Origin of the sequence: Bradyrhizobium sp. dw_411 (genome assembly GCF_018449695.1) — a bacterium.
In the GTDB taxonomy this organism is placed as follows: domain Bacteria; phylum Pseudomonadota; class Alphaproteobacteria; order Rhizobiales; family Xanthobacteraceae; genus Bradyrhizobium.
On the sequence record NZ_JAAVUY010000007.1, the window covers coordinates 154,857 to 181,583 of the forward strand.

The 26,727-nt window shown below is 62.0% G+C and carries 28 protein-coding genes; 9 read left to right on the forward strand and 19 right to left on the reverse strand.

Annotated elements, in window-relative coordinates:
* The 3 genes from HB676_RS14045 to HB676_RS14055 all read right to left on the reverse strand — a co-directional run bounded on the left by HB676_RS14045 (nucleotide 1) and on the right by HB676_RS14055 (nucleotide 2,978).
* Nucleotides 1–1,905 carry an acyltransferase family protein gene (locus tag HB676_RS14045; protein WP_213738409.1) on the reverse strand — a complete coding sequence of 635 codons (1,905 nt, stop codon included), beginning with the start codon at nucleotides 1,903–1,905 and terminating at the stop codon, nucleotides 1–3.
* Between the two features lie 73 nt (nucleotides 1,906–1,978).
* Nucleotides 1,979–2,530: a cupin domain-containing protein gene (locus tag HB676_RS14050; RefSeq protein WP_213738410.1), complete on the reverse strand. Its 552-nt coding sequence runs from the start codon at nucleotides 2,528–2,530 to the stop codon at nucleotides 1,979–1,981.
* A 163-nt stretch (nucleotides 2,531–2,693) separates the two neighbouring features.
* Nucleotides 2,694–2,978: an usg protein gene (locus HB676_RS14055; RefSeq protein WP_213738411.1), complete on the reverse strand. Its 285-nt coding sequence runs from the start codon at nucleotides 2,976–2,978 to the stop codon at nucleotides 2,694–2,696.
* 380 nt (nucleotides 2,979–3,358) lie between these two features.
* Between HB676_RS14055 and HB676_RS14060 the strand changes: the two genes are divergently transcribed.
* Nucleotides 3,359–3,676 (forward strand): co-chaperone GroES, encoded by a 318-nt coding sequence (locus tag HB676_RS14060; protein ID WP_027539690.1) that lies wholly within the window; start codon nucleotides 3,359–3,361, stop codon nucleotides 3,674–3,676.
* Nucleotides 3,677–3,824: 148 nt separating this feature from the next.
* On the forward strand, nucleotides 3,825–5,468 hold the full coding sequence (groL, locus tag HB676_RS14065; protein ID WP_213738412.1) for a chaperonin GroEL: 1,644 nt from the start codon (nucleotides 3,825–3,827) through the stop codon (nucleotides 5,466–5,468).
* A gap of 190 nt (nucleotides 5,469–5,658) precedes the next feature.
* On the opposite strand, the gene HB676_RS14070 is transcribed toward groL, so the two are convergent.
* Nucleotides 5,659–5,946, reverse strand: coding sequence for a GIY-YIG nuclease family protein (locus HB676_RS14070; RefSeq protein WP_213738413.1), 288 nt, complete (start codon nucleotides 5,944–5,946; stop codon nucleotides 5,659–5,661).
* 109 nt (nucleotides 5,947–6,055) lie between these two features.
* Nucleotides 6,056–7,270 carry a DUF2778 domain-containing protein gene (locus HB676_RS14075; protein WP_213738414.1) on the reverse strand — a complete coding sequence of 405 codons (1,215 nt, stop codon included), beginning with the start codon at nucleotides 7,268–7,270 and terminating at the stop codon, nucleotides 6,056–6,058.
* Between the two features lie 501 nt (nucleotides 7,271–7,771).
* Here HB676_RS14075 and HB676_RS14080 point away from each other — a divergent pair.
* On the forward strand, nucleotides 7,772–8,584 hold the full coding sequence (locus tag HB676_RS14080; protein ID WP_213738415.1) for an FkbM family methyltransferase: 813 nt from the start codon (nucleotides 7,772–7,774) through the stop codon (nucleotides 8,582–8,584).
* Nucleotides 8,585–8,604: 20 nt separating this feature from the next.
* Here the strand turns inward: HB676_RS14080 and HB676_RS14085 are convergent, their stop codons facing one another.
* Nucleotides 8,605–10,122 (reverse strand): glycosyltransferase family 39 protein, encoded by a 1,518-nt coding sequence (locus tag HB676_RS14085; RefSeq protein ID WP_213738416.1) that lies wholly within the window; start codon nucleotides 10,120–10,122, stop codon nucleotides 8,605–8,607.
* Between the two features lie 7 nt (nucleotides 10,123–10,129).
* Nucleotides 10,130–11,263 carry a glycosyltransferase family 2 protein gene (locus tag HB676_RS14090; RefSeq protein WP_213738417.1) on the reverse strand — a complete coding sequence of 378 codons (1,134 nt, stop codon included), beginning with the start codon at nucleotides 11,261–11,263 and terminating at the stop codon, nucleotides 10,130–10,132.
* 329 nt (nucleotides 11,264–11,592) lie between these two features.
* Between HB676_RS14090 and HB676_RS14095 the strand changes: the two genes are divergently transcribed.
* A complete protein-coding gene (locus HB676_RS14095; protein WP_213738418.1) occupies nucleotides 11,593–11,868 on the forward strand; it encodes a hypothetical protein in 276 nt (91 codons plus the stop codon).
* A gap of 33 nt (nucleotides 11,869–11,901) precedes the next feature.
* On the opposite strand, the gene HB676_RS14100 is transcribed toward HB676_RS14095, so the two are convergent.
* On the reverse strand, nucleotides 11,902–12,276 hold the full coding sequence (locus HB676_RS14100; protein ID WP_213738419.1) for a hypothetical protein: 375 nt from the start codon (nucleotides 12,274–12,276) through the stop codon (nucleotides 11,902–11,904).
* Nucleotides 12,277–12,419: 143 nt separating this feature from the next.
* Here HB676_RS14100 and HB676_RS14105 point away from each other — a divergent pair, with 143 nt between their 5' ends.
* The 3 genes from HB676_RS14105 (at nucleotide 12,420) to HB676_RS14115 (ending at nucleotide 14,861) form a co-directional block, all read left to right on the forward strand.
* Nucleotides 12,420–13,244 (forward strand): DUF72 domain-containing protein, encoded by an 825-nt coding sequence (locus HB676_RS14105; RefSeq protein WP_213738420.1) that lies wholly within the window; start codon nucleotides 12,420–12,422, stop codon nucleotides 13,242–13,244.
* 11 nt (nucleotides 13,245–13,255) lie between these two features.
* On the forward strand, nucleotides 13,256–13,717 hold the full coding sequence (locus HB676_RS14110; RefSeq protein ID WP_213738421.1) for a DUF488 domain-containing protein: 462 nt from the start codon (nucleotides 13,256–13,258) through the stop codon (nucleotides 13,715–13,717).
* A 190-nt stretch (nucleotides 13,718–13,907) separates the two neighbouring features.
* The gene (locus tag HB676_RS14115; protein ID WP_213738422.1) at nucleotides 13,908–14,861 is read left to right on the forward strand and encodes a 2-oxoglutarate and iron-dependent oxygenase domain-containing protein; all 954 of its coding nucleotides are present in this window, start codon (nucleotides 13,908–13,910) and stop codon (nucleotides 14,859–14,861) included.
* A 2-nt stretch (nucleotides 14,862–14,863) separates the two neighbouring features.
* On the opposite strand, the gene HB676_RS14120 is transcribed toward HB676_RS14115, so the two are convergent.
* The 11 genes from HB676_RS14120 to HB676_RS14170 form a co-directional block, all read right to left on the reverse strand.
* The gene (locus HB676_RS14120; RefSeq protein WP_213738597.1) at nucleotides 14,864–16,180 is read right to left on the reverse strand and encodes an adenylate/guanylate cyclase domain-containing protein; all 1,317 of its coding nucleotides are present in this window, start codon (nucleotides 16,178–16,180) and stop codon (nucleotides 14,864–14,866) included.
* Between the two features lie 112 nt (nucleotides 16,181–16,292).
* The gene (locus HB676_RS14125) at nucleotides 16,293–16,703 is read right to left on the reverse strand and encodes a DUF2000 family protein (protein WP_213738423.1); all 411 of its coding nucleotides are present in this window, start codon (nucleotides 16,701–16,703) and stop codon (nucleotides 16,293–16,295) included.
* Nucleotides 16,704–16,870: 167 nt separating this feature from the next.
* Entirely contained in the window at nucleotides 16,871–17,230 is a 360-nt protein-coding gene (locus HB676_RS14130) for a DUF4189 domain-containing protein (RefSeq protein WP_213738598.1), read from the reverse strand.
* A 119-nt stretch (nucleotides 17,231–17,349) separates the two neighbouring features.
* Nucleotides 17,350–18,972, reverse strand: a complete 1,623-nt coding sequence (locus tag HB676_RS14135) for a molybdopterin-binding/glycosyltransferase family 2 protein (protein WP_213738424.1) — start codon at nucleotides 18,970–18,972, stop codon at nucleotides 17,350–17,352.
* Nucleotides 18,969–19,661: an XdhC family protein gene (locus tag HB676_RS14140; RefSeq protein ID WP_213738425.1), complete on the reverse strand. Its 693-nt coding sequence runs from the start codon at nucleotides 19,659–19,661 to the stop codon at nucleotides 18,969–18,971. Before HB676_RS14140 ends, HB676_RS14135 begins: the two co-directional genes overlap by 4 nt.
* 2 nt (nucleotides 19,662–19,663) lie before the next feature.
* On the reverse strand, nucleotides 19,664–19,987 hold the full coding sequence (locus tag HB676_RS14145) for an XdhC family protein (RefSeq protein ID WP_213738426.1): 324 nt from the start codon (nucleotides 19,985–19,987) through the stop codon (nucleotides 19,664–19,666).
* An 11-nt stretch (nucleotides 19,988–19,998) separates the two neighbouring features.
* Complete coding sequence (locus HB676_RS14150) at nucleotides 19,999–21,189, reverse strand: VWA domain-containing protein (RefSeq protein ID WP_213738427.1); 1,191 nt, start codon at nucleotides 21,187–21,189, stop codon at nucleotides 19,999–20,001.
* 111 nt (nucleotides 21,190–21,300) lie between these two features.
* On the reverse strand, nucleotides 21,301–22,206 hold the full coding sequence (locus HB676_RS14155) for a MoxR family ATPase (protein ID WP_213738428.1): 906 nt from the start codon (nucleotides 22,204–22,206) through the stop codon (nucleotides 21,301–21,303).
* Between the two features lie 96 nt (nucleotides 22,207–22,302).
* The gene (locus HB676_RS14160; RefSeq protein WP_213738429.1) at nucleotides 22,303–23,109 is read right to left on the reverse strand and encodes a xanthine dehydrogenase family protein subunit M; all 807 of its coding nucleotides are present in this window, start codon (nucleotides 23,107–23,109) and stop codon (nucleotides 22,303–22,305) included.
* Between the two features lie 33 nt (nucleotides 23,110–23,142).
* On the reverse strand, nucleotides 23,143–23,628 hold the full coding sequence (locus HB676_RS14165) for a (2Fe-2S)-binding protein (protein ID WP_213738430.1): 486 nt from the start codon (nucleotides 23,626–23,628) through the stop codon (nucleotides 23,143–23,145).
* 189 nt (nucleotides 23,629–23,817) lie between these two features.
* On the reverse strand, nucleotides 23,818–24,264 hold the full coding sequence (locus HB676_RS14170) for a carbon monoxide dehydrogenase subunit G (RefSeq protein ID WP_213738431.1): 447 nt from the start codon (nucleotides 24,262–24,264) through the stop codon (nucleotides 23,818–23,820).
* 213 nt (nucleotides 24,265–24,477) lie between these two features.
* Between HB676_RS14170 and HB676_RS14175 the strand changes: the two genes are divergently transcribed.
* Both HB676_RS14175 and pcaD read left to right on the forward strand, forming a co-directional pair.
* On the forward strand, nucleotides 24,478–25,833 hold the full coding sequence (locus HB676_RS14175) for a 3-carboxy-cis,cis-muconate cycloisomerase (protein ID WP_213738432.1): 1,356 nt from the start codon (nucleotides 24,478–24,480) through the stop codon (nucleotides 25,831–25,833).
* 22 nt (nucleotides 25,834–25,855) lie between these two features.
* Nucleotides 25,856–26,638: a 3-oxoadipate enol-lactonase gene (gene pcaD, locus HB676_RS14180; RefSeq protein ID WP_213738433.1), complete on the forward strand. Its 783-nt coding sequence runs from the start codon at nucleotides 25,856–25,858 to the stop codon at nucleotides 26,636–26,638.
* Nucleotides 26,639–26,727 lie beyond the last annotated feature (89 nt).

Here is a 26,727-nt window from a genome sequence, read left to right on the forward strand (position 1 = left end):
CTACTTCATCCCCAGCAACGGCACAATTTTGTCCATTACATACATCGATCCCTCCGCGGTGAGATGGGCGTGGTCCCACGCCAGGGGAATGCCGCCGTCGATCGTGAGCGGGCATTGCCGCGCCGGGCAGACCGCATCAACGATCGAGATGTAGGAGAATTTCTCGTGCGGCGGCAGCGCAGCTTTCATCATCCGGTCGAGCGCGAAAATATCTGGCAAGACGAAATCGTCCGGATGGGCATCGGTGTTCCGCAGACGGGCGCGCATCAGCATCGACGGCAGTCTCGCGCGAAACTGCACGGCCGGGCCGAGCAGATCGACCGCAATGCCGGCGGCGTTAAGTCTGGCGATGGTCTGGCGAAGGTCGGCGATCATGCCGTCGAACCGCGGTGGGCGGGCATATTCGAGCCAGTCGGCGGAGAGGATCACGCGATCAGGCCTGTGATCGGCAAAGAAGGCTTCCATCTGCGTCGCAAAATCGCGACAGGGAACCTTGCCCTGAGCGGCCGCATTAAGCGTCGGCATGCACGCCGCTTGCGTCGCCTGCAGGATATTCACGGCCTGTGGGTCGGTGACTTTGCCAAGCCCGTAGAAATAATGCGCGGCCAGGCTGTCGCCCCACAACATGATGTTGGTTTTGCCCGGCGCGAGCCCAAGGCAATCCGCGCCGAACACTCCACTGTCGGAGAAAAAGCAAACGCCGTCGCGATACAGCGGCCGTTGGTTATAATTGTTGTAGGATTCCAGTTGCAGCGCGACGCGATCGGCATCCGACGGCGCGCCGCTCGCGACAATTCCGCCGATGCTACCGGCCAGCAGCAACGCCGTCGCAAGGCCTGCGATACGGAACGCGGCGCCACGCGTTGGCGCCAGAGATTTCTGGCGGAACGGCTGTTCGACAAATCGCCACGACAGATACGAGATCAGGACCGTCAACACGAACAGCATCACCTTGTCGCTGGCATCCAGCACCAGGCTGCTTTTCGAAAAGCGCGTAAACGTAAACAGCGGCCAGTGCCACAGATACAGCGAATAGGAAATCTGCCCGAAGAACTTTACGATGGTCAGCGGCGAATAAGGACTTCGCGCCCGGGTCCGCACGCCGATGCCGCTCCAGAGAAACACCGCCGCGCCGATGCAGGGCGCCAGCGCATTGAAACCGGGAAAGCCCGGCCCCTGCCGCAGCGAGAATATCGGTATCGCGATCACCACCAGCGCGATACCGCGGACGATTTGCTGCGCTCGCGCGTTGCGCAGCACCGGCAAGCCAGGAGTTGCGATCAGGCCGCCGATCAGGAATTCCCAGGCGCGCGGCGGGCTCATGAAGAAGGCATTGGCGGAACTGTCCGACTTCATCAGCCAGATGCTCAGCACGAACGACGCCAGCGCCAGCGCACCCAGCAAAACCGGCAACGCGATGCGCCCGCCGCGCGTCGCGCGCGCCCACAGCAACAGCGGCAGCGCCAGATAAAACTGTTCCTCGACCGCAAGCGACCAGGTGTGCAGCAGCGGTTTCTCCACCGCAGCATGATCGAAATAGCCGGTCTGGAACCAGAAGAAGAAATTCGAGGTGAAGGTCACGACCGCGGCGATCGAGCGGAAGAATTCCTGACGCTCCGAGGTCAGGAGATAATGGAACGACGGAATCGCGGTCAGCGCCACCATCGCATAGAGCGCGGGGAGCAAGCGGCGCACCCGGCGTTCGTAGAACCGTGCAAAGGAAAAATTGCCGGCCTCCAATTCCGACTGGATGATCCCCGTGATCAGATAGCCCGAGATCACAAAAAAGATGTCGACGCCGACAAAGCCGCCGAACACCGCGGGCGTTTCGAAATGAAACGCGACCACCGCCAGCACGGCGATGGCGCGCAGCCAATCGATATCTTCGCGGTAGTCGCGCCTCACAATCGCTACGCCGCCCAGACCTGATTGCAGAAAGTGGAGCTGCGCGTCGGGCACATGATGAGGCGTGCGCGCATCATGTCGCGAGTTCGACCGTCTTGAACTCCGCGGGCAGGATCACTTCGAGCAATTCGACGTCGTCCGAATAATCCAGAATCAGGTGCTTGACGCGGGGCGGCTGGGTCCAGGCGCTACCCGTTTGCATCAGGGTCTCGCCCTGCCCTTCCAGATAGGTTTTGACCCAGCCCTTGAGCACATAGACCATCTGGAATTCGACATCATGGAAATGCAATTTTGAAACCTCGGCCGGATTGCAGGGACCAATCAGCCGGATCACATGGGCTTGCGCGACGCCCTGGCTGGCCGCGGCCACGCCGAGATCGCGGTAATGCGCATAGGCGCGCAGACCATCGGCTTTGAAATCCTCGTCGCGGTAATGGCTGATCGCGATGCGCTGTTTCGGACGGGCGCGTTTGGCAGCGGGCGCGGCGCGCGCCTTCGATTTCAGTTTTTTGCGGGCTGAAGGTTTTGCAGCGGTTTTGCTCGCAGGCTTGCTCGCCTTGCGCGTTGATTTCTTTTGCGCAGTGGTGCGGCTGGCGGCCCGTGAGGTCGGCTTCTTCTTGGCCATTGTGGATCTCCCTTTCTGTTATCGGGAAAGGGTAGCATAGAATCGGGTGCAGTGGTGCGCCGTAGGGTGGGCAAAGCGAAGCGTGCCCACCAGTTACGTCAACGGTCGATCATGGTGGGCACGGCGCAAGCGCGCCTTTGCCCACCCTACTGACCTCTGTCGCTCAATGCAGCCGGAACACGCCGTCGATGGCGCGAAGCTCGGCGGGCTTGATCAGCTTGGAATGGGCGACGGTGACCGCGAACAGGGGTCCCTCGAGCTTCTGCTGCCAGAAAGAGAGGAAATCCTTCAGCGCCGGAAAATTCGGAAACAGATCGTAATTTTGCCAGACGTAGGTTTGCAGCAGCGAGGGATGATCCGGCATGCGATAAAGAATTTGCGCCGTCGTCAGCCCATAACCCAGCACCTGTTTCCGGAAATCGTCGGAAACCCCAACCCGCGAGACCATGCCAACCTCCATTGCTGGAGCGCATTTTCCGAAGTGGCCGCCAACCGGGAGCCACCCGGCGGAGATGCGCTCACATGAGAGAAATGTGACGCACGATACCAACCCATCACAAGCCTAAAAGTTTGACGGTCTGTTGATATTTCCAGCGCTGGCAGCGACTTACCGCATCTGCTAACAGCGCGAACCGCGCTCGAACGTCAGCATTAACGATGCCGAATGAATCTGGCAGGCGTCATATTCGAGTGCCAATTTTTCTGCTACAGGCCCTTGTCCCCCATTCAAGTCTGGCCTATGTCCACCTTGGTCGCGCTGGCACTCGCTGGCGGGGACTGCTAATTTCCAAAAACTCGACAACATCTTCAAAAGCTTAGGAGGACTGCATGAAATTCCGTCCGCTTCACGACCGCGTTGTGGTCAAGCGCATCGACGCCGAAGAGAAGACAGCTGGCGGCATCATCATTCCGGACAGTGCCAAGGAAAAGCCCTCGCAGGGCGAAATCACCGCCGTCGGCCCGGGTGGCCGCGACGAAGCCGGCAAGCTGATCCCGATCGACCTCAAGGTCGGCGACCGCGTCCTGTTCGGCAAGTGGTCGGGCACCGAGGTCAAGCTCGACGGCCAGGAACTGCTGATCATGAAAGAGAGCGACATCATGGGCGTCCTCACCGACGTTCCCGCGACCAAGAAGAAGGCGGCGTAAGCGCCAAGCCCGTTCCCTCCTCCTGAGGAGCCGGCGCAGCCGGCATCTCGAAGGATGAGGCTGCAAGCTCTAGCCCTCTCATCCTTCGAGACGCCCGCCGAGAGCGGGCTCCTCAGGATGAGGATCAAAATTTCAAACGGAGAAATCTATGTCAGCTAAAGAAGTCAAATTCGGCGTTGATGCCCGCGATCGTATGCTGCGCGGCGTCGACATTCTCGCCAACGCCGTCAAGGTGACGCTCGGCCCCAAGGGCCGCAACGTCGTGCTCGACAAGTCGTTCGGCGCTCCCCGCATCACCAAGGACGGCGTCACCGTCGCCAAGGAAATCGAACTTGACGACAAGTTCGAGAACATGGGCGCCCAGATGGTGCGCGAAGTCGCTTCCAAGTCGGCCGACGCGGCCGGCGACGGCACCACCACCGCGACCGTTCTGGCCGCGGCGATCGTGCGTGAAGGCGCCAAGTCGGTTGCCGCCGGCATGAACCCGATGGATCTGAAGCGCGGTATCGACATGGCGGTGGAAGCCGTCGTCGCCGACCTCGTCAAGAACTCCAAGAAGGTCACCTCGAACGACGAAATCGCCCAGGTCGGCACCATCTCCGCCAATGGCGACGCCGAAATCGGCAAGTTCCTCTCCGACGCGATGAAGAAGGTCGGCAACGAGGGCGTCATCACGGTTGAAGAAGCCAAGTCGCTCGAAACCGAACTCGACGTCGTCGAAGGCATGCAGTTCGACCGCGGCTACATCTCGCCCTACTTCGTCACCAACGCCGACAAGATGCGCGTCGAATTCGACGATGCCTACATCCTGATCAACGAGAAGAAGCTCTCCAACCTCAACGAACTGCTGCCGCTGCTCGAAGCCGTGGTGCAGACCGGCAAGCCGCTGGTCATCGTCGCGGAAGACGTCGAAGGCGAAGCTCTCGCCACCCTCGTCGTCAACCGTCTGCGTGGCGGCCTCAAGGTTGCCGCCGTGAAGGCTCCGGGCTTCGGCGATCGCCGCAAGGCCATGCTGCAGGACATCGCGGTTCTGACCGGTGGTCAGGCGATCTCGGAAGACCTCGGCATCAAGATGGAGAACGTGACGCTCGCCATGCTCGGTCGCGCCAAGAAGGTGATGATCGACAAGGAGAACACCACGATCGTCAACGGCGCCGGCAAGAAGGCCGACATCGAAGCCCGCGTGGCGCAGATCAAGGCACAGATCGAGGAAACCACCTCGGACTACGACCGTGAAAAGCTTCAGGAGCGTCTGGCCAAGCTCGCAGGCGGCGTCGCGGTGATCCGCGTCGGAGGCGCGACCGAAGTCGAAGTGAAGGAGCGCAAGGATCGCGTTGATGACGCGATGCATGCGACCCGCGCGGCGGTTGAAGAAGGCATCGTACCGGGCGGCGGCGTCGCCCTGCTGCGTGCTTCCGAGCAGCTCAAGGGCCTGCGCACCAAGAACGACGACCAGAAGACCGGCGTCGAAATCGTGCGCAAGGCACTCTCCTCCCCGGCCCGCCAGATCGCGATCAACGCAGGCGAAGACGGCTCCGTCATCGTCGGCAAGATCCTCGAGAACAAGACGTATGCGTACGGCTTCGACTCGCAGACCGGCGAATACGGCGATCTCGTCAAGAAGGGCATCATCGACCCGACCAAGGTCGTTCGTGCGGCGATCCAGAACGCAGCCTCGGTTGCGGGCCTGCTGATCACCACCGAAGCCATGGTGGCCGAACTGCCGAAGAAGAACGCTCCGGCCGGCGGCGGCATGCCCCCGGGCGGCGGCATGGGCGGCATGGATTTCTAATCCAGCCGTTCAGGCAGTTTCAAGAATGCAAAACCCCGGCAGCGATGCCGGGGTTTTTGTTTGCAACGATCCCTGCTCGTCATTCCGGGGCGCGCCGCTTGGCGCGAGCCCGGAATCCATACTCACGATCGTGGTTATGGATTCCGGGCTCGATGCTTCGCATCGCCCCGGAATGACGAATAATTGCTGATCAGCTCGCAATACCTGGATAGAGGTCAACCCATCCGGGATTCTGTCCTTCAATCAAACGAATCTTCCAGTCACGCCGCCATTTCTTGAGTTCTTTTTCGCGAGCGATAGCGGTTATGGCGTCGTCGTAGATTTCGAACCAGACAAGCTTGTCCACGTCATAGCGTTTCGTAAAGCCTGATATCGCCTTCGTCCGATGTTCATGCACGCGCCGAACGATGTCGTTCGTTACACCGAGGTAAAGCGTGCCATGTTTCTTGCTGGCAAGGAGATAGACGTAGAAGGCCATCGCGAACGATCGTGGTTATGGATTCCGGGCTCGATGCTACGCATCGCCCCGGAATGACAAACGATAGCTTGCGACGCATGGCGATCAAAACGAGACTTAATCCCGCCCCTCAATCGATCCGCGCCACCACGGCGAGCCGCTTGATACCCTGGTTGCGATAGGCGTTCAGGAAGGCGTTGTAATCGCGGAACGAGACGCAGCCGTTGGAATCGCCGTTGGGGCCGAGCATGAAGGTGTGTGCGAGCAGGCCGGAGCGGCCGTAGATCGTCTCCTCGCCGCCGACCGGATTGAGACGCAACGCCGCCACGCCGTGGAACAGCGCTTCGCGCGGGGTCAGGTCATACATATGCGGCGGCGTCACGCCACGCATCCGGATGTTGGCCGAGCGCGGATCGTCGAGCTGGCTGCCGAGGCCCGAATGCGCCTCGAGCTTGCTGCCATCGGGCAGATAGACCATATGCGCGGAAATATCGTAGACTGCGGTCGATTGATCGTAGCGCGGCGTACTGCCTTGCAGCGCCGGGTTCTGTGCCGGACCGAGGCTGCCGGTCGCGCTGGCATCGGCTGACGCAAACGACAGCAGCGATCCACCATGTGGCTGCTGCGGCTTCGGCGTGCCCCAGAGTTTTTCGACCATGGTCTGCCGCTCGTTCGAAGCGAGCGACATCACGGCCGCCTTGGCGCGCTGCGCCATGTCACGGATGGAGTTGCCCGTCTTCGCCGGTGCGGGCTCGACGGCGCGCGGCGGCGGGGGAGCAATCGCGGCAACCTGAACCGGCGGCGGCGCAGCTTCCTTCGGTTTTGGCACTTCCGCCAGTTTTGGCGCGGCGGCCGGCTTGGGCGCTTCTGCCAATTTGGGCGCCGGGAGAACCGGCTTGATGACTTCCGCGAGCTTCGGCGCGGGAGCCAATGGCGATGCTTCGGCCAGCTTCGGCGCTTCAGGCTGCGCCGCCGGCTCCACGCTCTGCGGCGCCGCTGCGGCGAAGCGATCCATGAATGAGAGCGAGGGGGCGGCCGAAACCGTTGCGGGGGCGGCAATGACCGGCTGCGGCCTGGTCTCGGCGATACGTGTAACGCTCTCTGGCGGCGTACTCACGGCGGCAACGACCTGTGGCCGCCGGATCACCGGTGCATCGAAATGAGTGCTGCCGAGCTGCGGAAAGGGGCTGGCCGCAAAGATATTGGCGTAGACGGTCCAGCCGCAGCCCAGCACGAGGCTGGCGACCGCAGCACTGCCGAAGAAACTTCGGAAGCTGACTTTCCGGGCTGAGCTTCTGGGTTTGTTGGCCGCGAAACTGTAACACGCAACTGTACTGGTACTCATCCGCCCTGCATCCAGACTGCTTCCACCATATCCCCCTGCAGTCAGCATCCGATCATGCGCAATACGCCGGCATGTTCGAACGCCAACCTGCGTACGATGATCACCCGAAACTCTTTCGGCCAATCCTCTCGCAGAGGCGCGGAGCGTCATTAAGGCGAGTTTTAGTTAAATGCGGATTAAGTGCGGGAAGTTGTCGGATCGTCCCAATTTGATACGGAAATACAGGGCTTTGCCCGCACATTTGCGGATCGGGCCACCCATCTAGCGCCCCGAAAATGCCTGATTGTAGCATCCTCGCCATCCTTGGTCAGCGCGTGCAGGTCGCGGCTGAACTTTCCCGTTAAGCTGAACTTGCCCGTTAATAAGAGGACAGCTCGGCAATAAGAAGACCCCGAGATGGCCGCCCCTGCGAAGTCTTAGTAAGCTCGTGCCAGGCGATTCGTATGGCGTTCAAGCACGCTGCGGATGGACGCCGCGTTTTCGGGGCTTCAGGAGACAACGATGCAAAGCGTGGGGCGCAGGCTGGCGTTCGTACTGGCTTCATCCAATCACGGAACCATGATCGTCAACCGGTTTGACTACCGGATGGTCGATCAGAACAGCGGCTACGGCGTCGGCTATCAGATCCTGGAAACAGCGTCGTTCGACCCCTCGGAAGTCAAGCTTGCGGTTGACCTCCTGGCCCTTCGCCGCAAGCATTACGGCGACGGTGTGGTTGCGTTCGATTGCGGCGCCAATATCGGCGTCCATACCGTCGAGTGGGCGGCGGCGATGACGGGTTGGGGATCCGTTGTCTCGATCGAAGCCCAGGAGCGCGTCTACTATGCCCTCGCCGGCAATATCGCGATCAACAACTGTTTTAACGCCATTGCGGTGCATGGTGCGGTGTCGTCCGAAAGCGGCGTGATGAAAATTCCCAATCCCAATTATTTCGTTCCCTCCAGCTTCGGCAGCCTCGAGCTGCGCCAGCGCAACGGCAACGAATTCATCGGCCAGCCGATCGATTATGAGAACACCGTCAATGTCAGGAAATTGACGCTCGACGAATTCAACCTGCCGCGCGTCGATTTCATCAAGATCGATGTCGAAGGAATGGAACTGGAAGCGCTGGAGGGCGCCAAGCGCTCCATCACGCAAAGCCATCCGATCATGCTGATCGAGAAGATCAAGACGGATGCCGAAAAACTACGAGCGTGGTTGAAGGCGCACGGCTACGAGGTCATCGATGCCGGGATCAACATGCTCGCCATCCATCAGAGCGACAAGACGCTCTCGGACGTCCAAGTAACCCCAGCGGCACAGCCGGCCGCCTAGACGCAGCGCGCAGGTATAGCTTAAGGCGCCAATTCCGGCGGCGGAGAGCGGTCGAACACATCGCCCTTGGCGCCTTCGAGCAGATCGAGCGCATAGTTTTCGATGATAAGCGGACCCCGCTTGCGCGACAATTCGGCAACCCGCTCGATCCGCGTGAATGAATCCTTGAGGGACGACGGCAGATAGGGCTGACCACCCGGCCGCGCCTCGTCGACATATAACAATTTGCCGGACAATTGCGCCGCATCCGGCTCGGGCATGTTGACCCAGCGGATCCGCTGCGTGATCTGCGCCACGCAGGTGCCTTTCGGCAGATAGAAGGCAAGCCAGCCGGTGGTGCCGTAATCCGGCGCCAGCACGCAGGTCGCGCCGGTATGCGCACGAACCGTCTCGATCGCGGAAGCGAGTTCGCTCCAGCCGACGCCGACACTGCGCACGGTGGCGTCGCGGCGATAGCCTGTGAGCGCGCCGGTATTGGCCTGTACGATCAACAGCGCGAACATCAGGATGCCGGTGGGCGCGGCCCAGCGCAGGCAAAAGTCGACAACGCGCTGCTGGTGTCTATCCCATCGCGTCAGATTGGCGGCTACCGCGGCGGCAATCGCGAAGGCCGGATACACCGGCGCGAACCAATTGGCTTCGACCCGGGCATGCAGCGCATGCAACGTGAAATACAGAACGACGGTCCAGAAGATCGCGTTGATCAGCCCGCGCGCGGCCGAGGCCCCGCCACCGCGCTTGAACAGCGCATAAAGCCCCATCACGCCCAGAATGAATACCAGCGGCGTAGCGAACACGATCTGCGTCGGGACCAATTCGGCGAGGAACACCGGCTTGAAATCCTCGACCCGCGACCGGCCGAGCTGCTTGATAAAGGAAACCCAATGATGATCCGCGTTCCACAGAATGACCGGAGAAAATATCAGGAGTGAAACGAGGCCGCCAAGATAAGGCCAGGGCGAAATCAGCCAGCGCCGCAGCTTCGGAACACTGATCAGCCAGATCAGGATCGCCGGGCCGAAAAACAGCGCGGTGTATTTCGACAATAACGCCGCGCCGACCGCCGCGCCGACCGCGAGCCACCAGGCGCCGCGCCCGGTCTCCAGCACTTTTGCAAGACACAGCACAATGAAACTCGAGGCCACCAGCAGCGGCGAATCCGGCGTCACGATCAGGGTGCCGACCGCCGCCATCATGGTGACATTGAGCAGAATGGTCGCGGTTGCTGCGACACGCTGGCCGCCGAACAAAATGACCGCGGCGCGGTACACCGCATAGCTCATCGGCAGCGCCAGCAATATCGACCCCAGCCGCACGCCGAGTTCGGTATCGCCGGCGATCATGGTGCCGAGACGGATCACGAGCGCGACGGCGGGCGGATGATCGTAATAGCCGAACGCCAGATGTTTCGACCATGTCCAGTAATAGGCTTCGTCGAAGGTCAGCGGCGTCCAGGTCGCGCCGACCAGCCGCAGCGCCACCAGCGCCAACACCGTGAGCGCGGTGTTGCGGACGAGCCGCGCGTCAGTCGGGTTCATAACCGCTTCATCGCTTGCGCCAGACGAACAGTCCGGACATCGCGTAATTCCAGACCACGCCCATCAAGGCACCGGCCGCTCCCGCCAGCCACCAGATCGGCTCCTGATCGTACACCGAGAACGCCACGCCGACATTGGCGAGTAGGCCGACGCTGCAGACGAGATAGAACAGCAACAGACCGCGCAGGATCGCAAAACCCTTCAGGCGCTGATCGCGATAGGTAAGAAAATTGTTCAGGATGAAATTGCTGGTCATCGCCAGCAGCGCGCCGCAGGCCTGCGCCTCCGGAAACGGCAGTGCGAAAACTTCCAGCGCCACGAACAAGGCCGCAAAATGCACGAACAGGCCGATCGATCCGACCATCGCAAACAGCAGAAACCGCAGCGACACCACGTCATGGGTCAGCTTCGCCAGTACCAGGCCTAAGAAATCCAGCGCCACCATGGAATCGAGCTTACTCTCGCCATGCAGCCGCGAGCCGAACGTATAAGGAATTTCCTTGACCTTGAGATCGCCATGCGCGGTGGCGACGACATCGAGCAGGATCTTGAAACCCTGCGTCGAGAGCTGCGGCGCCAATTGCTCGAAGCGATCGCGCTTGATCATGAAGAAGCCGCTCATGGGATCGGCGATCTTGACCCGCAGCACGCGCTTGGCGACTTCGGTCGCCAGCGCGCTGGCGCCGGCGCGCTGCTTGTTGAAGCTGTCGGCGCTGCCGCCTTCGATATAGCGGCTGCCGACCACGAGTTCGGCCTCCCCGCTTTGCAGCAGCTTCAGCATCACCGGGAGCTGGGTCTCGTCATGCTGCAGGTCGGCATCGATGACCGCGGCGCAGGGCGCGCTCGAGGCCAGGATACCCTCAATGCAGGCGCCGGACAGGCCGCGGCGCCCGATCCGCCTGATACAGCGGACCCGGGAATCCCCGCGCGCCAGCGTCCGCACCACCTGCCAAGTTCCATCAGGGGAATTGTCGTCGACAAAGATGACTTCAAAGGCGACACCCGCGAGCGCTGCTTCCAGCCGCCGGAACAGCGTGGTCACATTGTCGCGCTCGTTGAAGGTCGGAACAATGACCGAAAGCTGAGGCGAACCAGCGACCTGCAGCGGGTTCAAGGCCCCCGGGGAAATGGCGTCATTCATGCCGCAGCGTATATCCGCAGGCTCCGGCGATGCCAAGCCAAAGGCCTCAAAACAGCGGTGAACAGGAGCCGGAACGGGCCCAAAAATGCCAACGACCACGGAACAGAGGGTGCGCGTACATCCGGCGCAGCCGAGCTATCCAGTGGTCGTTCCAGCGCCGGTGCTATCAAGCATCAACGTCGCCGTTGGGAACTAAATAGGAACGATCGGGCCGTTTGCAAGGGGGCCGATTTCGACCCCCCGGGGGGCCGCAACAGGCCGCCGTTTAACATGTGTTTACGGAGCCGGACTAGATTCGGGGGCGAATAAAGCGCGCCGAGGGCTGACGCATGTTCAAAGAGCATTCCCCCATCGTCTACGACGCTCCCGCCGACCTCAAGAAATGGCCCTCGCTCAACGGCCATCGGCTCAATGGCAAAAGCCAGCCCTATCTGGTTTACAACGGTACCCTCGCCGACTGCATCCGTGAATTGCTGGCCAAGCCCTTAAAGGGCATTTCCCTGTACGACATCGTCACCGAGCTCCAGCCGGCCTTCGACCAGAAGGTGCTGTCGCCGGGCGATGCCGCCGAAATCGCGATGCGCAAGGATTTTCCCAAGGACTGATTCGAAGGCGTGATCCAGAGACGTGGGCCGCCACTATTTCGGCGCCGCCGATCTGCTGCGCCCGACGAAGGCCGTCACGATGTCCTTCTGTGCGACCGCGATGGCATTATTGGCCGTCGTCATATGCGCTGACGCATCGACATCGGGAAATTGCTGCGACAGATAATCCAACAGCGAAACTCGGAAATGCTGCCGTTCGGAAGAACATGCATTGGCAATCAGGGAGGTGAAATCCTGGCCTGACAGGGTTTTGTTGCTGTCGCGCGTATATTCCTCGGCGAGGCAGTTCCAATAGGCATCCCGTCCCTCCAGGGTTTGCTTCTGCGCTCTTTCGAGTTCGTCAGCTATCGCGAATGACGTGACCATCGCAAAGGCCGAGGCTATCGCTGCTGCAACAAGCGCTCGCATGTTTTTCTCCTTTTTGCGATACTACCCTGAAAGGCCGCTGCAGCTAAAGGGCGGCCGCATCGATCCGGCGAACTGGCCAATCACAATTGATTTGATTAGGCTGCGCTTGCGCAAACCCCTTTCCTCTTTGACGCGAGCCGCCGGTGAGCAAGCCCCCGAAATCCACCTCGAAGAAATCAGGCCATATCTATATCGGCATCGGCGGCTGGACCTTCGCGCCGTGGCGCGGGGTGTTTTATCCGGAAAAGCTGACGCAGGCGAAGGAACTGGAATATGCGGCGTCGAAACTGACCTCGATCGAGATCAACGGCACATATTACGGCTCGCAGAAGCCTGAAAGCTTTCGCAAATGGGCGCGCGAGGTTCCCGATGGTTTTGTGTTCTCGTTGAAGGGACCCCGCTTTGCCACCAACCGCCGGGTGCTCGCGGAAGCCGGCGATTCCGTCAAACGGTTTTACGATTCCGGCGTGCTTGAACTCGGCGACCGGCTGGGGCCGGTGCTCTGGCAATTCGCGCCGACCAAGAAATTCGACGAGGCCGACTTTGGCAAATTCCTCGAATTGCTGCCGCGCAAGCTGGACGGGCGCGCGCTGCGCCATGTGGTCGAGGTGCGCCATGACAGTTTCTGCGCGCCGGATTTCATCGCGCTGCTGCGCAAATTCGAAACGCCTGTCGTGTTCGCCGAGCACGGCAAGTATCCTGCCATCGCCGACGTCGTCGGCGACTTTGTGTATGCGCGGCTGCAAAAGGGCAATGACGAGATCAAGACCTGCTATCCGCTGAAGCAGCTCGATGCCTGGGCGAAGCGGTTGCAGCTATGGGCCGATGGCGGCGAGCCGGATGATCTGCCGCGCGTGGATTCCACCAGCTCGAAAAAAACGCCCCGCGATGTGTTCGCCTATGTGATCCATGAAGGCAAAGTGCGTGCACCCGCCGGTGCGATGGAACTGATCGAACGCGTGAAGTAACCGGGCGAGCGATGGCCAAAGCCAAAAAGCTCTTCACCATCGGCTATGAACAGACACCGGCCAAGGCCGTGCTCGATGAACTCGCGCAGGCCGGCGTGAAACTATTGGTCGATGTTCGCGCCGTCGCCTCCTCGCGCCGACCTGGATTCTCCAAGACCCAGCTTGCCGCCGGACTCGATGAGCGCGGCATCGCCTACCTGCATCTGCGCGGATTAGGTACGCCCAAGGAAGGCCGCGAGGCCGCGCGCACCGGCAAATACGACGTGCTGGAGAAGATCTACACCAGGCATCTGAAGACGGCACAGGCCAGGGAAGAACTCGACGAGTTGTCGGCGCTGGTCAAGAAATCCGGCCCGGTCTGCATTCTCTGCTATGAGCGCGATCATCAGCACTGCCACCGGCGCTGGATCGCCGAGATCATCGAAGACCGCGACGGCGTCAAGATCGAAAATCTCGCCGCGCCGCAGGTTTGAATTGTCATTCCGGGATGCGCCACTTGGCGCAGGCCTCAGATGTGCAATTGCACATCGGGGAATCCATAACCACGATCGTGAGTATGGATTCCGGGCTTGCGCTACGCGCGCCCCGGAATAACGGCGTAATAGCGCGTCGGGCACGGATTTTGCTTCGTGGCCAACGATAAAACACCGGGAGATATTACTCATGAGCAACATTCCCGTGATCGACGTCGCGCCCTTGATCAACGGCTCGCCGGCCCAGGCGCAGGATGTCGCCAAGGCGTTGGGGAATGCCTGTCGCGATGTCGGGTTCTTCTACATCACGGGGCATGGCATTCCCCCGGCTTTGAGGGCGCGGGTGTTCGAGAGCTCGGCAGCTTTCTTCAGTGGGCCGGCATCGATCCGGCAGGCCGCATCGTTCAGCGGTCCCGGCGGCAACCGCGGCTACATCACGCTCGGCGGCGAGGCACTCGATCCGGGCAAGCCGGCCGACGTCAAAGAAGCCTTCAATATCGGCCTTGAACTCGCTGCCGACGACCCGGAACTGCTGGCCCGCGCGCCGTTTCGGGATGCCAATGTGTGGCCGGATATCCCAGGCTTTCGCGAGACGATGCTCGATTATTTCAACCGCGTCTGGCGGCTCGGACGCGATCTGCATCGCGGATTTGCGCTGGACCTCGGGCTCGCGCCCGACTTTTTCGAGTCAAGGCTCGACAAGCCGATCGCAACCTTGCGCCTGCTGCACTATCCGCCGGTGACACGGCCGCCGTCGGACGGGCAACTCGGCGCCGGCGTTCATACCGACTATGGCAATGTCACGCTGCTGGCGACCGACGCGGTCGGCGGGCTGATGGTGCAGGACCGCTCCGGCCGCTGGCTCGACGCGCCCGTAATCCCCGACACATTCGTCTGTAACATCGGCGATTGCCTGATGCGATGGTCGAACGACGTCTACGTTTCGACGCCGCACAAGGTGGTGAGCCCGCCGGGTTCAGATCGCTATTCGGTGGCGTTCTTTCTCGATCCCAATCCGGATGCGATCGTGGCGTGCTTGCCGACCTGTATCGCTCCGGATCGGCCGGCCAAATACGCGCCGATCACCGGCGCGGATTTCCTGCGCTCCCGGCTGGAGCCGACCTACGCCCTGGCGAAAAGCTGAGTCTATCCCAACTGCCACACCGTCATCGGCCGGTCATAGCCTTTGATCTCGACCGCGCCGAGCGACACCGCATCGTCGCCCGCCTCGCCCAGCGCATCGTGAACCGCGGCTGAAATCAGCAATTGCGAATTGAATTGCTTGTTGAGGGCCTCAAGCCGCGCGGCGAAATTCACGGTATCGCCAATGACCGTGTATTCCTTGCGCCGGGGCGAGCCGATATTGCCGGCGACCACTTCACCGAAATGAAGGCCGATCCCGATGCGCAGCGGCCACGTCGTCGCTTCGTTGATGCGCTCCATCGCGGCCAGCATCTCGCGCGCCGCCGCGACCGCGTGCTGTGCAGCCCCGGGCACCTCGAAAGGGGCGTTGAACAAGGCCAGAAATCCGTCGCCCAGGAACTTGTTCACGATGCCACCATGCCGGTCCAGGATTTCCACCAGCACGGCGAAGGCGCCATCGAGACGCTCGACCACTTCCTGCGGGGGCCGCAGGCGAGCCGCTGCGGTAAAGCTGCGAAAGTCGACGAACATGACCGCGACGCGGCGGATCTCGCTGGCGGTAGAGGCGCCCTCCACCATCAACCGCTCGACCACTTCAGGCGAAACATGCTGGCCGAACAGATTGGTGACGCGGTCGCGCGCGGTGGCGGCCGCGATGCTGGCCTCGAACTGATGCCGCAGTTGAACGCCGACCGAGCCCGCCAATATGCCGCCGATCAGAAACATCGCGCAGCGAATCAATTGGAAGTCGAATTCCGGTGCGGGTTCGCCGGCAAAGGCCGCCGGGTGATACCACATCGCCATCGCGAGCAGTTCCGCAGCGGCCACGAAGCCGGTGAAGGTGGAGATCCAGAAATCCAGCCGCAGGGTCGAAAGAATGATGAAGACGAAATAGGCCAAGGGCGCCACGAATCCCAGCGCCTCCGCCGGGCCCATCCAGTTCATATGCAGATAGAGCACGAATGTCGGAAGGCTGGTCTCGACCAGAGCGGACATATAGCGCCGCAATGTCGGGATATCGCCGTGCAGCGCCATCCGCCGCGTAATCAGACGTAGAACCCACAATTCAGCCAGTATGAACGGAGTATAAACCGCATACAGCCGAGCCACACTAAACTGGCCGTGCGAGATTTTCATCAGTCCCGAAGGTGCGACCAAAAAAATCACGGTCAAGACCGCAACCAGCAGCGAGACGGTGACGATGACCGCCTTGACGCGCAAGATTTCGGTCAGAAGGATTTCGCGGGTCAGGGCGTCGCGGAAGCCGGCCGGTACCAGCGAGCGGTCATGCCGCCCCAGCAAGCGCCGCAACACCGTCATCCCGTGGCTTTCGAGAGACGTCATCCATGCAACCGGCGTGATCGCATCATGTTGCGGATTTCCCGATGTGGCGCGCGCCTTTCAAGCCGGCGCGCATCATTCAAACAGACCGTCAGGCGTGAAACTTCAACCCATCGACGATCTTGTCAATGACTTTGCGTTCGGCGCGCATCGCCAAGCCCACCAGATTGAGCTCGGCGCGGATCACGGCCTTGACCACCTCGCGGTTGGCCGCGTCATGCGTCGTCTTGAACATATCCTCGGTATAAACCGCCGGCGTGACGTTCCGCGCCAGTGCCCGCTCCAGCGCGCGGCTCAGCGCCGCACGGTCGGCGCCATAGATCAGGATCGGCTGGCCGATCAGTGACAAATATTGCGTCCCCGAGCCGTCGCCATAGGGCTCGCCGATACATTCCGGAAACGCCGCCGCGATGCCACCGGCCAGGAATGAAGCGACGTTGAGCTTCTGCCACGCTTCCAGGTCGGTTCGAATCACGACCGCGATCTTGGTGTCGAATTGCATGGTGTGTTTTTCCCGTCGTCATTCCGGGGCGGCGCGCTTAGCGCCGAACCCGGAATCTCGATATGATTTACACAATACCCGGATAACTCGCTCGAGATTCCCCGATGTGCAATCGCACGTCTGAGGTTCGCATCTTCGATGCGCCCCGGAATGACGGGGGATAAAAATTACCCCTTGGCGTCGCAGGCCCAGGCGCGGATCACGCATTCCTTGCCGCCGAATTCGTAGCATTTGCGCGTGGCGGCATTGAGCGAGCTCGAAATATGCGGCTTGACCGCATAGCCGTGGGCGCCGCAGGGATTGGCCATATCGACCGCGAACGCAGCGCAAGAATGCCTCATGGTTACGGTGGTGGCGCAGTCGCCCTTGCATTGCTTGCGCGCCGCGGCGCGCGCATCGGCCTCGCCGGCAAAATCATAGGCCTGGCCATAGGCGCCGCATTTGCCGATCGCGAACGCGCCCGCCGCCCATGATTCCGTTACGAATCGCGTCCCGGCCACGGCCAACGTCAGGACAAAAACAAGCATCGCGCGGCGCTGCGCAGCGGTCGAAAACCTCAAGATCCACTCCCCGAGCCCACAAATCCCGGCGCAAATCTAGGGAGAGGACGTTTCAACTTGGTGAACAGGCGATTGAAAAGCGCGCTTTACGGCGTGATGAGGGCCTCACCCCGCCGCGCCGCTTCCAGCGTCTGGGGCGTATCGATATCGAGAAACGCGCCAAAGCCTTCGACCGGGACTTCCGCCACCGCTTCGCTATGGCGCGCGATCAAATGACGGGCGCCGATATCGCCGTTGAGCGTCATCAACTCGTTGAAGAAGCGGCGCGACCACAATACCGGATTGCCGCGCTTGTTATCGCTGACCGGCACCGCAATGAGATGACCGCGGTCCGGCGCAAAAGCTTCGATCAGCCGGTCGATCAGGTTCGACGAGATCAGCGGCATGTCGCCAAGACAAATCACCGCGCCGTCGGCATTGTCAGCCACCGCCGCGACCCCTGCCTTGACGGAGCTTGCCAACCCCTCGGCGAAGTCGGGATTGCGGACGAATTTCACCTTTAGCCCTTGCAGCGCTTTCTCGACCTGCTCGGCCTGATGGCCGGTAACGACGATCACGCTTTGGGCCTTCGAGGCCAGCGCTTGTTCGGTCACGGTCCGGACCAGCGGCTTGCCGCCGAGGTCGGCGAGAAGCTTGTTGGGACCGCCCATCCGGGTCGAGCGTCCGGCCGCCAGAATGATCGCCGCGACGTTGCGGTTGCCGTCGGCTTCAAAATTCTCGCGTGGCTGAGGCCGGGTCACGATTTCCATCAGCAGCCCGCCGACGCCCATGACCGTGAGTTCGCCGCGCGTGACCTTCAGTCCCGCGAGCAGGCGCGTCAGCACCCAATCGAAGCCGTTCTCTACAGGCGAACGTGCACAGCCCGGCGCGCCCAATATCGGAACGCCGCCGGCATTGGCGATCAACAGCAGATTGCCGGGATCGACCGGCATGCCGAAATGCTCGATGGCGCCGCCGATGCGGGTGACGGCGGCCGGAATGACATCGCGCCGGTCGGCGATCGCAGACGCACCGAACACGATCACAAGCTCTGCACCAAGGCCGAGCAATTCCTTGATCGCCGCCGCCAGCACCGTCTCGTCATGCCGCACCCGGCGCTCCGCGATGATGGTGGCGCCGGCGGGGGCCAGCCGGTCCGCGGTGACCCGCAGGGTTTTTTCAATCACCTTGGGCGCCAGCCCCGGCAGCAGGGTCGAGATCACACCGACGCGCTTGACGGTATAGGGCGCGATGCGCAATGCGTCGCCACCGGTCGCTGCCACGGCGGCGTCGCGCAGCTTCGCTTCGACCCCGAACGGAATGAGCTTCACGGTCGCGACCATCTCGCCTTCGACCACCGGCTTGTAAGCGGCCAGCGTGGCGAAGGTGATGGCTTCATCGACGCCGTTGATGCGATCGACCGCCGCGCGGTCCACCACCAGCACACCGGCCCCGGCCGCGAACAGATTGGCGCGGCCGGTGAAGGCGCGCTCGACCGTGATGCCCTCGCCCGCAACGGCCTGTGCAATGCTGGCGGCTGCGACATCCTCCGAGACGTCGCCTTCCTCGAGCCGCACCACGACGATTTCCTTGACGCCGGCGCGGCTCAGCGCCTCGGCTTCAACCGGGCCGATCGTGGTGCCCTTCTTGAGCACCAGCGGGCCCTGGCGCAACGTATGAACGGTGACGCCGCCGATTGCGTCCGCCGGGCTGGCGGGACCGAATTTCATGCAGCACTTTCTTTCGGCAGTCTTAACTGCGCGGTGATCTCGGCCATGATCGAGACCGCAATCTCGGACGGCGACACCGCGCCAATATTCAGACCGATCGGCGCGTGGATGCGGGCGATGTCCGCATCGGTGGCACCCTGGGCCTTCAATCGATCGCCGCGCTTGGCATGGGTCTTTCGCGAGCCGAGCGCGCCGATATAGAAGCAGTCGCGCTCAAAGGCGTGCAGCAAGGCCGGATCGTCGATCTTGGGATCATGCGTCACCGCAACGAACGCCGTGTAGTGATCGACCTTGAGCGGCGGCAGCGCCACATCAGGCCATTCGGCGACCAGCGGCACATCGGGAAATCGCTCGGGGCTGGCGAAAGCCGTGCGCGGATCCACCACGGTCACGTCATAACCGAGCGAGCGCGCCAGCGGCGCCAGCGCCTGGCTGATATGAACCGCGCCGATGATCACGAGCTTGGCGGTCGGCGCATAGACATTGAGAAACAGTTTCTTGCCTTCAACCTCGATCGAGCCGCTCTTGCCCATGCGCAATTGTTTTGTCAGTTCGGCGCGCAGTGCATCGCTGGCGATATCTTTGGCTTTGACGAGGCGCTGCTCGCCATTGGCGGTATCGGTGATCAGGATCACCGGCCGGCGCGCGGCGCGTTCCACATTGACTTCCGCGAGGGTCTCAAGTTTCACGATTACCCGACTTTCTCGACGAACACACGGATGGTACCGCCGCAGGACAGGCCGACATTCCATGCGGTCTCATCGGCAACGCCGAATTCAAGCATTTTTGGCTGACCGCTGGCGATCACATCGAGCGCCTCGGTGACCACCGCACCCTCGACACAGCCGCCGGAGACCGAGCCCAGAAACGTGCCGTCGTCATTGATCACAAGGCTGGAGCCGGCCGGCCGCGGCGCCGAGCCCCAGGTATCGACCACGGTCGCCAACGCGACGCCATGACCGGCCTTCTGCCAGTCCTCCGCCGCTTTGAGAATATCTTCGTCGCGATCGAGCATAGGAGCCTCTTTCAAGCTGCGGGGCGGATGTGGCTGGCGTGGCGCGGCGATAGACCTGAGGAAAGTGCCGCAATCAGCCCCTCGATTGAACTCAAATTATGTACCGGACGGAATTCGTCAACGTGGGGCAGCATCATTTTGATGCCCTGCGCCTTGGCTTCAAAACCACCATAACGCAAAAGCGGATTGAGCCAGATCAAGCGGCGGCAGGATCTGTGCAGCCGGTCCATCTCGAAGGCCAGCTTGGCGTCGGCCTCGCGCTCCAGCCCGTCGGAAATCAACAGCACAATGGCGCCCTGCCCGAGCACGCGCCGGCCCCAGAGCTTGTTGAAACTATGCAGCGAGGTCGCGATCCGGGTACCGCCGGCCCAGTCCTCCACGCTCAGCGAACAACTGGCCAGCGCCTCGTCGGGATCCCGTGCCCGCAGCGCCCGCGTCACATTGGTCAGCCGTGTGCCGAACAGGAACACCGAAACCCGCTTGCGGGCATCGGTGATGGCATGCAGGAAATGCAGGAACAACCGGGTATATTCGCTCATCGAGCCGGATATATCGAGCAGCGCCACGATCGGCGCCGGCTTGTCGATCCGCCCCAGCCGATGGATATCGATGATGTCGCCGCCGGTGCGCAGACTGCCCCGGAGCGTGCGGCGCAGGTCGAGCCGCAGGCCCCGCCGGTCCGGCTGGTAACGGCGGGTGCGCAATTCGGCCTGCGGCAACTTCATCTCGGCGATGGCGCGGGTGACGGCGGCGATTTCGGCCGCGCTCATCTGCGCGAAATCCTTTTTCTGCAGCACCTCCCTGTCGGAGACCGAGAGCCGGAGTTCCTGCTCCTCTGCCTGGGGTGCTTCGGTCATCTGAGGCTGCGCGAACGCCTCCTGGACCCGGCGTGAAGCCGGCGGCGGCTTTTTCTTCGCCTGATCCGGCAGCGGCACCGAATCCAGCATATGCTTCCAGTCTTCCGCGGCGCGAAAAAACAGATCGAACGCCTGCGCGAAGACCAATGCATGCTCGTGGCGCTTGACGAACACGGCTTCCAGCGTCGTGAAGACATCGGCGCGGTTGCCGATCTCGATCACCTGCAGCGCATTCAAGGCATCGATCACAGCGCCCGGCCCGACCGGAATCCCGGCCGCCCGCAACGCGCGGGCAAAGCCGACGACATTGTCCGAGATCAGGCCGGTGACGGGGGTAGGTGTCATGTTAGACCAATCTATGCCGTCATGCCGGGGCGCGCGAAGCGCGAACCCGGAATCTCGCGGTACAATCTCTGGATTCCGGATTCGTCGCTACGCGACGCCCCGGAATGACAGTCAGTCGCCCGTCGTTTCCTTCAAAACCTTCTGCAACGCATCGCCCTGCATCCGAGCGATATCGTCCTGGTACTTCAACAACGCCCCAAGGGTATCGCCGACCACCTGGGGGGTCAGCGAGCGGGCATCGAGTTCGGTCAATGCAGTGGCCCAGTCGATGGTTTCGGCGACGCCCGGCGACTTGTAGAAATCCTGATCGCGCAGCGCCTGCACGAAGCTGACGACCTGCCGCGACAGTTTCGCTGAAATGCCCGGCACGCGCGATTTAACGATCGCGAGTTCGCGTTCGGCGCTGGGATAATCCACCCAGTGATAGAGACAGCGGCGCTTCAACGCGTCGTGGATTTCGCGGGTGCGATTCGAAGTGACGATCACAATCGGCGGCTGCGGCGCCTTTACCGTGCCGAGTTCGGGAATCGTGACCTGGAAATCCGAGAGGATTTCCAAAAGATACGCCTCGAAGGCTTCGTCGGCGCGATCGAGCTCGTCGATCAGGAGCACCGGCGCACCGGCCACATCCGGCTCCAGCGCCTGCAGCAGCGGCCGCTTGATCAGATAGCGCTCGGCGAAGATATCCGAGGAGAGCTGGTCGCGATCGGTATCGCCGGCGGCTTCCGCCAGCCGGATCGCAATCATCTGCGCCGCGCTGTTCCATTCATAAACCGCCGACGCAACGTCGAGACCTTCATAGCATTGCAGCCGGATCAGTTTTCGCCCCAGCGCGGCCGACAACACCTTGGCGATTTCGGTCTTGCCGACACCGGCTTCGCCTTCGAGAAACAGCGGCCGGCCCATCCGCAGCGAGAGATATGTCACCGTCGCCAGCGAACGCTCGGCGAGGTAACCGCGCGAGGTCAAGAGTTCGAGCATCGCATCGACGGAGGTAGGCAGCGCCTGATCATTCATGGCCGATGCACCATGCGCGAGAACTCATTGCAGAAAACGGCTCGGGAGAAAACCGTCCCGGGAGAAAACCGTCTTGATGCGCTGGATACCGCAATGTCAGGCTTTGCCGGTCGCAGCTTCAACGGCGCGGCGTGCGAGTACCGAGATCAGATGCGCGCGATATTCGGCGCTGCCGTGCAGGTCGCTGTTGAGGCCTGCTGCCGGTACCGATAGGCCATCCAGCGCTTTGGGCGAAAACCGCTTCTTCAAGGCCTCCTCGAAAGCAGTGACGCGGAACACGCCGTCCGAGCCGGCGCCGGTGACGGCGAGGCGCACATCCGATGGACGCTTGGCAACGAAAACCCCGACCAGCGCATAGCGCGACGCCTGGTTGCGAAACTTGATATAGGCGGCCTTCTTGGGCACCGGGAACATCACTTTGGTGATGATTTCGTCGCTCTCAAGCGCGGTCGTGAACAGGCCCTGGAAAAACTCCTCGGGCTTCAGACGCCGCTTGTTGGTGACGATGGTGGCGCCGAGTGCGAGGCATGCCGCGGGATAATCAGCGGTCGGATCGTTGTTGGCGAGCGAGCCGCCGATGGTGCCTTTATGGCGGACCGCGGGATCGCCAATCAGGCCGGCGAGTTCGGCCAGCGCCGGGATCGCCTCGCCGACAATGGCCGAATTGGCAACGTCGGCATGTTTGGCGGTGGCGCCGATCACCAGCGCGCGGCCCTTGATCTCGATGCCGTCGAGGCCTTCGATGTGCGAGAGATCGACCAGATGCGGCGGGCTCGCGAGCCGCTGCTTCATGACCGGCACCAACGTGTGCCCACCGGCAATCAGCTTGGCGTCTTCATTCTTGATCAGGAGATTGGCGGCCTGTCGCACCGTCGCGGGACGATGATATGTAAATTCGTACATGAGTAATCCCTAATCGCCGTGCGCTGATATCGGTTACGCGAGATCGGAGTTGGCCATCGCCTTGGCGCCGGCCGCGATCGAGAGAACGATATTCTGGTAACCGGTACAGCGGCACAGATTGCCTTCGAGTTCCTCGCGGATCGTGTGGTCACTGAGATCGTGGCCCTTGCGGTGGACGATATCGACCGCGGTCATGATCATGCCCGGGGTGCAAAAGCCGCATTGCAGGCCGTGATGTTCACGAAACGCTTCCTGCATCGGATGAAGCGGACCGCCATCGGCGGCGAGGCCCTCGATGGTCTTGACCTCGTGCCCGTCCGCCATGACCGCAAGCGTGGTGCAGGATTTGACGGCCTTGCCGTCGAGATGCACGACACAAGCGCCGCACTGCGACGTGTCGCAGCCGACATGGGTGCCGGTCAGCCGCAGATTCTCGCGCAGGAATTGCACCAGCAGGGTGCGGGGATCGATATTCGCTTTGACGGGGTTGCCGTTCACGATCAGGGAGATTTTGGCCATTCAGCACTCTCGTTTGCTGTCCCGTCGCATATCGGCGGCACAGTCAATAGAACCATTCCAAGGGCCATATTATGGGCCATCCCGGCAATGAGCAACCTCAAGGCGGCATGGGCCTGATATGACTTGCCTACCGGGACGCAGGCGTGATCCGGCGCGGTCAAGCGTCGAATCTTGCTGGCCCCGGATTAGTTAGCCCTGCACCGCCTTGGCAAAATTCGCGAAAAACTCGTCCGCCAGTTTCTTGGCCGAACCGTTGATCAACCGCTGGCCGAGCTGAGCCAGCTTGCCGCCGATCTGCGCCTCGACGTCATAGGTCAACAGCGTGCCGCCATCCTTTTCGGCCAGCGCCACCGTGGCACCGCCCTTGGCAAAGCCGGCGACGCCGCCCTCGCCTTCGCCCGAGATCTTGTAGCCGTTCGGCGGGTCGAGATCGCTCAGCGTGACCCGGCCCTTGAAGCGGGCGGACACCGGCCCGACCTTCATCTTGGCGACGGCGCGGAAGCCATTGTCCTCGGTTTTCTCCAGCTCCTCGCATCCGGGGATGCACGCCTTGAGCACATCCGGATCGTTCAATTTGGTCCATACGGCCTCGCGCGGCGCCGCTAACTGGACTTCGCCGTTCATCGTCATGGCCATGATGGTGCCTCCGGGGTCGCTTACTGCCTCATTCCCCAAGTAAAGCACGCAACGGCCAAATGAAAGGGGATCGGTGGACGAGGAGCGATGCATATTCGCAGCGCAAAAAGGCCTGCGCTGATGCCGGGGCCGAACTTCCCGGGGGGCAAGCTCCTGGAGACAAATTCTTGGGGATTGGCAGAGGCTGGCGGGGGTGGTTAGGTCGCGCGCATCATGAGTGCCTCGCTTTCGCCCCTGCTCGCCCCCATGCTGTCGAGCGCCGCCATGCGCGCGGTCTGCGACGATATGGCATACCTTCAAAACATGCTCGAGTTTGAAGCGGCCCTTGCACACGCCGAGGCCGCGGTGGGCGTGATTCCGGCCAATGCGGCTGGTCCGATCGCCAAAGCTTGCAATGCCGGTGCGTTCGATCTGGCCGCCTTGGCCGATGCCGCGACGCGGTCCGGCAATCTCGCTATCCCCCTTGTCAAGGCGCTGACCGCCGGTGTCGCCAAAGCCGATGCCGAGGCCGCGCGCTACGTGCATTGGGGCGCCACCAGCCAGGACGTGATCGACACCACCACCATGTTGACGCTGCGCGCAGGCATCGACGCGCTGCTGGCGGATACCGGCCGCGCGATCGCGGGCTTTGCCGAACTGGCACGGCAGCATCGCAACACGCCCGTGGTGGCGCGCACGTGGCTGCAACATGCCCTGCCGATGCCGTTCGGCCTCAAGCTGGCCGAATATGCCGCCGCCCTGCATCGCTCGCGCGGACGATTGCAACGGCTGCGCCGCGAATCGCTGGCGCTGCAGTTCGGCGGTGCGGCCGGCACCCTGGCCGCGCTCGGCGACAAGGGACTGCTGGTCGCGGAAAAACTCGCGCAGCAACTCAAGCTGCCGTTGCCGGATGCTCCGTGGCATACCCATCGCGACCGCATCGCGGAAGCCGCCTCGGTATTGGCAATTCTTTCTGGCACCTGCGGCAAGATCGCCCGCGATATCCAGTTGATGATGCAGACCGATGTCGCCGAGGCATTCGAGCCGTCGGGTGAAGGCCGCGGCGGCTCTTCCACCATGCCGCACAAGCGCAACCCCGTCGCCGCCGCCACCGCGCTCGGGGCAGCCATGATGGCGCCGAATCTGGCCGCGACAATTTTCGCAGCCCAGATCCAGGATCACGAGCGCAGCGCCGGGCCGTGGCATGCGGAATGGCCGACCTTGCCCGGCCTGCTGCTTGTCACATCTGGCGCGTTGGCTGGGATCGTCGATATCGCCGAAGGCCTCGAAGTCGATGCGGCGCGGATGCGCGTCAATCTCGACGCCACCAACGGATTGATCATGGCCGAAGCGATCACGATGGCGCTGGCGGAAAAGATCGGCAAAAGCGAGGCCCATCATCTGGTGGAGGCCGCAAGCAAGCAGGCCGTCGCCGGCAAAAAAAGCCTGCGCGACGTGCTGGCGCAGGATACCAAGGTCGCCGTGCATCTGAGTGCGGAGCGACTGACGCAATTGTTCGAGCCGATGGCCTATCAGGGCGTCTCGCAAGCCCTGATCGATCGCCTGCTCGCCTCTCTCGACGATAAATAAAAAGACAGAAGGAGAAATTCCCATGCCCATGATCGACGCCGACGGTTGCCTGCTCAACGTATCCGTCGAAGGCCGCGACAGCGGTCCCACCCTGATGCTGTCGAATTCACTGGGCTCGACCATGCAGATGTGGGAACCGCAGATGGCGGCGCTCAAGCAGATCTTTCGCGTGGTCCGTTATGACCGGCGCGGCCACGGCAAATCGGGCGTGCCGCCCGGCCCCTATTCGATGGAGCGCTTCGGCCGCGATGTGCTGGCGATCCTCGACGATCTCAACATCGAGAAGACGCATTGGTGCGGGCTCTCGATGGGCGGCATGGTCGGACAATGGCTGGGCGCCAACGCGCCGGAACGCTTCGGCAAGATCATTCTCGCCAACACCGCCTGCTACTATCCCGATCCGACCAACTGGCTCAATCGTATCAAGGCAGTCAAGGAAGGCGGCCTGGCATCGATCGCCGATACCGTGATGGCCGCCTGGCTGACCGCGGATTTCCGTGAGCGTGAACCGCAGGTCACGGCGAACCTGAAGGCGATGATGATCGCAACGCCGGTTGAGGGTTATATCGCCTGTTGCGAAGCGCTGAGCACACTCGACCAGCGCGAGCTGTTGCCTAAAATCAAGAGCCCGACGCTGGTGATCGCCGGCCGTCACGACATGTCGACGCCCGTTGCGGCCGGCGAATTCATTCGCAGCCACATCCCCGGCGCGGCCTTAACGATCCTCGACGCCGCGCATATTTCCAATGTCGAACAACCGCATGCCTTCACCGACGCCGTGGTCGGTTTTCTGACGCAACGCTGAACCTAAACGAGACCATTGCCTTCAGCAGCATCCAGATTGTCATTCCGGGGCGATGCGCAGCATCGAACCCGGAATCTCGAGATTCCGGG

Bases quoted from the DNA above. Each gene is read 5' to 3' on its own strand.
- HB676_RS14050 (WP_213738410.1), bottom strand. From the start codon at position 2,530: ATGGCCAAGAAGAAGCCGACCTCACGGGCCGCCAGCCGCACCACTGCG.
- HB676_RS14055 (WP_213738411.1), bottom strand. From the start codon at position 2,978: ATGGTCTCGCGGGTTGGGGTTTCCGACGATTTCCGGAAACAGGTGCTG.
- HB676_RS14060 (WP_027539690.1), top strand. From the start codon at position 3,359: ATGAAATTCCGTCCGCTTCACGACCGCGTTGTGGTCAAGCGCATCGAC.
- groL (WP_213738412.1), top strand. From the start codon at position 3,825: ATGTCAGCTAAAGAAGTCAAATTCGGCGTTGATGCCCGCGATCGTATG.
- HB676_RS14070 (WP_213738413.1), bottom strand. From the start codon at position 5,946: ATGGCCTTCTACGTCTATCTCCTTGCCAGCAAGAAACATGGCACGCTT.
- HB676_RS14075 (WP_213738414.1), bottom strand. From the start codon at position 7,270: ATGAGTACCAGTACAGTTGCGTGTTACAGTTTCGCGGCCAACAAACCC.
- HB676_RS14080 (WP_213738415.1), top strand. From the start codon at position 7,772: ATGCAAAGCGTGGGGCGCAGGCTGGCGTTCGTACTGGCTTCATCCAAT.
- HB676_RS14085 (WP_213738416.1), bottom strand. From the start codon at position 10,122: ATGAACCCGACTGACGCGCGGCTCGTCCGCAACACCGCGCTCACGGTG.
- HB676_RS14090 (WP_213738417.1), bottom strand. From the start codon at position 11,263: ATGAATGACGCCATTTCCCCGGGGGCCTTGAACCCGCTGCAGGTCGCT.
- HB676_RS14095 (WP_213738418.1), top strand. From the start codon at position 11,593: ATGTTCAAAGAGCATTCCCCCATCGTCTACGACGCTCCCGCCGACCTC.
- HB676_RS14100 (WP_213738419.1), bottom strand. From the start codon at position 12,276: ATGCGAGCGCTTGTTGCAGCAGCGATAGCCTCGGCCTTTGCGATGGTC.
- HB676_RS14110 (WP_213738421.1), top strand. From the start codon at position 13,256: ATGGCCAAAGCCAAAAAGCTCTTCACCATCGGCTATGAACAGACACCG.
- HB676_RS14115 (WP_213738422.1), top strand. From the start codon at position 13,908: ATGAGCAACATTCCCGTGATCGACGTCGCGCCCTTGATCAACGGCTCG.
- HB676_RS14120 (WP_213738597.1), bottom strand. From the start codon at position 16,180: ATGACGGTGTTGCGGCGCTTGCTGGGGCGGCATGACCGCTCGCTGGTA.
- HB676_RS14125 (WP_213738423.1), bottom strand. From the start codon at position 16,703: ATGCAATTCGACACCAAGATCGCGGTCGTGATTCGAACCGACCTGGAA.
- HB676_RS14130 (WP_213738598.1), bottom strand. From the start codon at position 17,230: ATGCTTGTTTTTGTCCTGACGTTGGCCGTGGCCGGGACGCGATTCGTA.
- HB676_RS14135 (WP_213738424.1), bottom strand. From the start codon at position 18,972: ATGAAATTCGGTCCCGCCAGCCCGGCGGACGCAATCGGCGGCGTCACC.
- HB676_RS14145 (WP_213738426.1), bottom strand. From the start codon at position 19,987: ATGCTCGATCGCGACGAAGATATTCTCAAAGCGGCGGAGGACTGGCAG.
- HB676_RS14150 (WP_213738427.1), bottom strand. From the start codon at position 21,189: ATGACACCTACCCCCGTCACCGGCCTGATCTCGGACAATGTCGTCGGC.
- HB676_RS14155 (WP_213738428.1), bottom strand. From the start codon at position 22,206: ATGAATGATCAGGCGCTGCCTACCTCCGTCGATGCGATGCTCGAACTC.
- HB676_RS14160 (WP_213738429.1), bottom strand. From the start codon at position 23,109: ATGTACGAATTTACATATCATCGTCCCGCGACGGTGCGACAGGCCGCC.
- HB676_RS14165 (WP_213738430.1), bottom strand. From the start codon at position 23,628: ATGGCCAAAATCTCCCTGATCGTGAACGGCAACCCCGTCAAAGCGAAT.
- HB676_RS14170 (WP_213738431.1), bottom strand. From the start codon at position 24,264: ATGGCCATGACGATGAACGGCGAAGTCCAGTTAGCGGCGCCGCGCGAG.
- HB676_RS14175 (WP_213738432.1), top strand. From the start codon at position 24,478: ATGAGTGCCTCGCTTTCGCCCCTGCTCGCCCCCATGCTGTCGAGCGCC.
- pcaD (WP_213738433.1), top strand. From the start codon at position 25,856: ATGCCCATGATCGACGCCGACGGTTGCCTGCTCAACGTATCCGTCGAA.